Below are 4,758 nucleotides of genomic sequence, written 5' to 3' on the forward strand. Positions count from 1 at the left end.
AGCACCTGCTCATGGTCACAAACGGCGCTGAACAGGGACGACATGGCGCACCTCTCTCCTCGGGGCCTTCTGGGGGCCTTCTGGGGGCCTCCGTGGGGCCCGTGGCCCCCACCGCCCTGATCCCGCGCGCGGGCCAACCACCCCGCGCCGCGCCCAGGGCCCGCAGATCGTGTCCTGGCGAACCCTACGGCGCCGGTAGGCCGGACGGCTTGTGTGTGGACGTGCCAGGATCGAGGCATGCCAGGATCCAGGGCATCCGCGTGGGTGTCGTCGGTCGGATCGCGCGCGGTAAGTGGGTCCTGAGGTGCCCGTCGTCTCCCCCGCGGCGTATCTGCGGGTGTACGAACCGCTCGCTGCCTTTCCCGCGGCCGAACGTGGCCGCTGGCAGCGTTACGCCGCCGCGGGGCCGCCTTCGCGCCGGGCCGGGACCCGCCGGGAGCGGGTCCTGGCGCTGGTCGCGACCGTCCATCCCACCCTTGACGTCGCCGACGAGTCGGCCTTCGTCCAGTGGATCGACGGTCTGATGTTCGTCTGTCCGTGGTCGACCCAGCTGCGGGTGTGGCAGGCGGCGCTCGAGTTCCGCGGCCTGATGCCCGACCGCGTCGCGGAGGCGTTCCTGCCACGGCGGATCATCGAGCCGGCCGAGGTCGAGCTGGACCGGTGGAAGGCCCGCCGCCCCGCGCTCAAGGTCCACGTGCAGACCTGTACCTGGATGGTGCCACCGCCGTGGTTCCTGCTCTTCGACCCGGCCGAACGGTCCCTGGTCACGGGGGACACTGCCGAGCGGTCCATGATCTACCGCACCACGATGAGCCTCGCCAGACGGCGGGCGGGCCGGGCGGTGGAGGCGGTGGAGGCGCTGYGGGCGAGCTCTCCGGACGCCCCAGGAGTCGAGGGCGTCGGCGAGCTGGCCCGTTGGCTGGGGTCCTTCCATCCGCAGAGCAGGGTCGAACTGGACTACGACGGGCTAGTTGACCTGCTGGACGATGACATGCTTCGGCGCGACAACTCTGTAGAGGACATCGTCGAGGCTGTCAGTGCGTTACGCCGTGGGCGAACAGACCTAGCGGTCGAAGCCTACGAACGAGTCCTGATGAGGTGGAGGCCCTTGCAGGCACGGGAATCCGCGAGCTGATCGGCGCATTCTGTTAACTGAGAGTTGCCGCCCGCGTCGGACGAGCTGTGACTAGTCAGTAGATGGTCCTGACGTGCCATGTCCGAAATGCCCCCGAAGGATGCACGATCTGTATGGGACGGAGCGACGCTCTGTGACGGGAGGCCAACGCAATGACGACACGAACGCCAGACGCTGAGCCGCTGYTGACGCCCGCCGAGGTTGCCACGATGTTTCGGGTAGACCCGAAGACCGTGACCCGGTGGGCGAAGGCCGGAAAGCTGACGTCGATTCGGACTCTGGGCGGTCACCGCCGGTACCGAGAGGCGGAGGTGYGTGCCCTGTTGAAGGGAGTTCCGAGCATCGGAAGTGACATCTAGGTTCGCGCCAACCTGGCGCGTTGCACGAGCCCCCTCCTCTCCTCGGGTGCGGGCCGCACGGCTGACAGTGCGAGGKTGTCGGTCGTGAGTCCCGCGGAATAGGGCCGAAGGTCTCGAGAGCGGTTGATCGTCCCGTATCGGACGACGGCCGGAGGCTGCGGTATCACCATCGGGCCGCTGATGGAGGGGTAGATAGATCCAGGCGTCGGGTCGTCCGGCATGTGGGTGAGCCCATGCGTCGGGATCCTGTCCCGCCGACGTCCCGCGTCAAGGACCACCTCCGCACCGGGAGGGCGCTGGGTGGACCTGCTGGGGAACCGGCGGACGGCCGTTACGGCTGTCCGCCGGTYTCGTCGCGCTGGGCCAAGGCACTGGACGGACGGCCGAGGCCCTGGACAGCCGAGAGGCTGGACAGAGATCGCTGGACAGAGATCCGAGCTGCCCGGAGGTTGATCATCGTTGGACCGCCGCCTGGCGCCGTAACCCGCCCGGCACCGTGACGTCGGGCGGCGCCGATAACCAGGGCTGGGGGCGGGAGTCGACTGTGCCCGGTTTCCGGCCCAGTACCAGCGCGTTCCGGTTCACGAACAGCTTCGCTCCGCAACCGTTGTTGGCCGTTTCGGCGCCATGGTCGACTCGGCGGCTGGGCCTCGGCGACGCCAGCCGGGGCCTGTGCGGCGGGATGATCTACGCTGTGCGTGATCTGTTCGAGGCCGGAATCGGGCCGCCGCCTGACGTCGTGGCGCCGGCAGTCGGTTCCCCGCTGTACGCGTACCTCGTCCGCCGCCTGCTGGAGAGCTTCGACATCCCGCGGGGGGTGGCCCGCTACTACCGGCTCATGCAGGGCGCCGATGCCGACGTCAACCGGGGGATCCGGGTCCGGCCGGGAGTCGCGCGGACGAGCCTGGCGGATGAGTGGCCACGGATCCGGCTCGATCTGGACGAGGGGTTGCTGTCCCCGATCGGGATCATCACGGTGCGCTCCCCCGATCCGCGGCTGCTCGGCCTGAACCATCAGGTGCTCGCCTACGCCTACGTCCAGGCCGGAACGTCGATCACGCTCCGTGTCTATGATCCGAACACTCCCGGGGACCGGGCCGACGAGGTCACGCTGAGTTTCGATCTCGCCGGGCCGGCGCGGATCGAGCACTCGATCGCGATCGGGGGGCGGCCGGTCCGAGCCTTCTTCCGTTCCCGCTACCGATGGGTCGACCCGCGCCGCGCCATCGCGCCCGCGGCAGGCCGCCCCGCGGGGCAGGAGGCGCCGGGCCGTTCACGCCTGGAGAAGGGCCGGTGACGCGGCAGCCGGGCAGCCGGGTGGCCGGGTGGCCGRGCAGTCGGGTGGTTGGCCGGCCAGGGGAGCGTTCCCACGGGGATGCCGAGCGGTCGGGWTCGGCCCGGGAAGGGTTTGTCGTCCGACCGGGCCATCCCCTATGCTTGCGGTGTTTCRGACGATCGACGTCGCGGTTGGGCGGATGCGCAGCCTCGCTGAGGGTCGTCGCCGCGCCCCCATCGTCTAGCGGCCCAGGACGTCGCCCTTTCAAGGCGGTAGCACGGGTTCGAATCCCGTTGGGGGCACCAGAGGGTAGCCGATCGGCCACTAAATGCTAACATCTAGAGCGCCGGTCAGGTAGTCAGGCTGCTTGCTGATCGTTTCTTTGGCGGGCGATGACGTGGAGGTTGTGGACGACGGCGGTGCGGCGGAGGTAGAACAGGTTCTTGCGCTGCCCGYGGTAGYGGGYGCGGCGGCCCTGCCAGTGGCCGACGTGGGCGAGGGTGTGCTCGACCGCGGTGCGTTCCCGCAGGCGGGCGCGGCCGGCCGGGGTCGCCTGGCGTTCACGGAGTTCGGCGAGCAGAGTCTCGTCGGGATGGATGCTCACGCTGYGCCCGCGGGTGCTGGTGGTGCACTGTTCCCGCAGGGGACAGGCCGCGCAGGTCGCTGCTGGGAAACGGACGGTGCGGCCCGGGGTGAAGGGCATGACCACCCCGGCCGGGCAGGTGAGCTGGCCGTGGTCGAAGTTCAGGGTGAAAGCGGTCTCGTCATACCGGCCGGTGGTGTTGCGGACTCGCCACGCCTTACAGAACACCTGCAGGTTCTCGTCGCGGTCGCGGACCAGAGTGGAGGGCAGGTAGGCCCGGTCGATGTGCAGCTCGGTCAGGTTTTTCGCTACCCCGCGGCGCAGYCGGRCCACACCGGCCGGGGTGGTCTCGACGTCCTGGTCACGGACCTGGCGGGCCACCGCGACAGCCGCCCCGACCGGGGCGGGCTGGGCAGCGATGAAGGTCTCCACCGCCTCCAGGGCGGCCAGCACCACCGCCAGAGCGTGGTCCCGCTCGCCGGGGTCGTCCCAGTCGGCGTCCAACGCGGCTTTCAGGCTGGATCCGGCCAGCACCGGGGCCCCAGCCCGGCGGGCCAGGACGGCGGTTCCTTCGTCCAGCCCCCACCCCTGCCCGGCCGCGATCACACCCAGAGCCTTGCGCAGGGCGTGTCCCATGTTCGGGGTGTCCTCGACCCGGCCGGCGCCCCACAACGGACTGGAGTCCAACGCCGCYCGTAACGCCCGCGGCCCGAACCCCCCGCTCACCATGGCGATCTCGATGGTGCGTGCGATCAGCCGCCGATCCCACCCAGCGTTGATCAGCCGGGTACGGAATCCCACCAGGGTGCCCTTGGCAAACGGGGTACGGTCGGTGTCCAGGCAGTCCAGCACCAGCTGCCAGCGCCGGTCCATCACCGTCGCCTCGATCACCTCGTCGTCGGAGACACCCGTGTAGGCCTGCAGGATCAGCGCCAACGCCARCTGCGCCGGCGGCACCGGCGGCTGGCCCTTCGGACTGTCGCGGTAGACCTCGGCCAGCTCGGTCTGGAACGCCTCGTCGAACAGCTCATGCCGATACCGGCGCAGGAACACGAACAGCTTCGCCCGCCGCACCAGCCTGATCACTGTTTGTTCCGCAGCCGAGGGCTCCACCGGTGGACGCCACACCCCAGGACGCATCAGGCAGCACCTTCCGATCAGAGGCTGGCACCCGGCACCCACCCACCGGTGCTGCCTACCACAGATCACACACGGCTACTTGACCGGCGCACTAGCCGCCCGTCCGTCCCGAGCCCACTGAAATCCGCCGCGGAGCGTGCGCGCCGACCGCGGCTCGATTACCTGGGCGGTAATCGACCATCCCGGCGACTGTGGCACACGCTGTACGTGGCACAGCACCCTGCGGCCTGTGCCACGCACGATCACGTTGAGGAGGCTGATGTCA

The 4,758-nt window shown here is 69.7% G+C and carries 4 protein-coding genes and 1 tRNA gene; 4 read left to right on the forward strand and 1 reads right to left on the reverse strand.

Going from position 1 to position 4,758, the window contains the following annotated elements; translation table 11 throughout:
- Window positions 1-304 precede the first annotated feature (304 nt).
- The 4 genes from KBI5_RS07310 to KBI5_RS07325 all read left to right on the forward strand — a co-directional run bounded on the left by KBI5_RS07310 (window position 305) and on the right by KBI5_RS07325 (window position 3,075).
- A complete protein-coding gene (locus tag KBI5_RS07310; protein ID WP_085014758.1) occupies window positions 305-1,135 on the forward strand; it encodes a hypothetical protein in 831 nt (276 codons plus the stop codon).
- A 152-nt stretch (window positions 1,136-1,287) separates the two neighbouring features.
- Window positions 1,288-1,494 (forward strand): developmental transcriptional regulator BldC, encoded by a 207-nt coding sequence (bldC, locus tag KBI5_RS07315; protein ID WP_071064922.1) that lies wholly within the window; start codon window positions 1,288-1,290, stop codon window positions 1,492-1,494.
- Between the two features lie 544 nt (window positions 1,495-2,038).
- Complete coding sequence (locus tag KBI5_RS07320; RefSeq protein ID WP_011434575.1) at window positions 2,039-2,791, forward strand: hypothetical protein; 753 nt, start codon at window positions 2,039-2,041, stop codon at window positions 2,789-2,791.
- Window positions 2,792-2,999: 208 nt separating this feature from the next.
- A tRNA-Glu gene (locus KBI5_RS07325) sits at window positions 3,000-3,075 on the forward strand.
- A 53-nt stretch (window positions 3,076-3,128) separates the two neighbouring features.
- Here KBI5_RS07325 and KBI5_RS07330 read toward each other — a convergent pair.
- A complete protein-coding gene (locus KBI5_RS07330; protein ID WP_085014760.1) occupies window positions 3,129-4,493 on the reverse strand; it encodes a transposase in 1,365 nt (454 codons plus the stop codon).
- Between the last annotated feature and the right edge of the window lie 265 nt (window positions 4,494-4,758).

This window comes from Frankia sp. KB5 (genome assembly GCF_002099325.1).
In the GTDB taxonomy this organism is placed as follows: domain Bacteria; phylum Actinomycetota; class Actinomycetes; order Frankiales; family Frankiaceae; genus Frankia; species Frankia casuarinae.